This is a genomic window from Streptococcus sp. HMSC064H09, assembly GCF_001812625.1.
Taxonomy (GTDB): domain Bacteria; phylum Bacillota; class Bacilli; order Lactobacillales; family Streptococcaceae; genus Streptococcus.
Map to the genome: position 1 here is coordinate 1 of NZ_KV809617.1, position 204 is coordinate 204.

1 protein-coding gene is annotated in these 204 nt (G+C 44.1%); it reads right to left on the reverse strand.

Annotation, left to right across the window (positions count from 1 at the left end):
• Positions 1 to 204: hypothetical protein (locus HMPREF2867_RS08600; RefSeq protein ID WP_141751021.1), on the reverse strand; the 204-nt coding region annotated here is incomplete at both ends.

Consider the following 204-nt stretch of genomic DNA (forward strand, 5'->3'; position numbering starts at 1 on the left):
TTCCTTCGGTGAAGGTTGGTTTACCTGTTTGAGTTTGACCTTGGATGTCTGTAGATGTTGCAGGATTAGCAGTTGGGACAACTGGAGTGATCTTCGGTGTGTAAGTTGTTTCAGCAACTGTTCCGTTTGTATCTTTACCTTGAACCTTAACTGGAACCACATCACCTGAGTAAGATTTATCCGTTGGGGTGAAGGTCACAACAC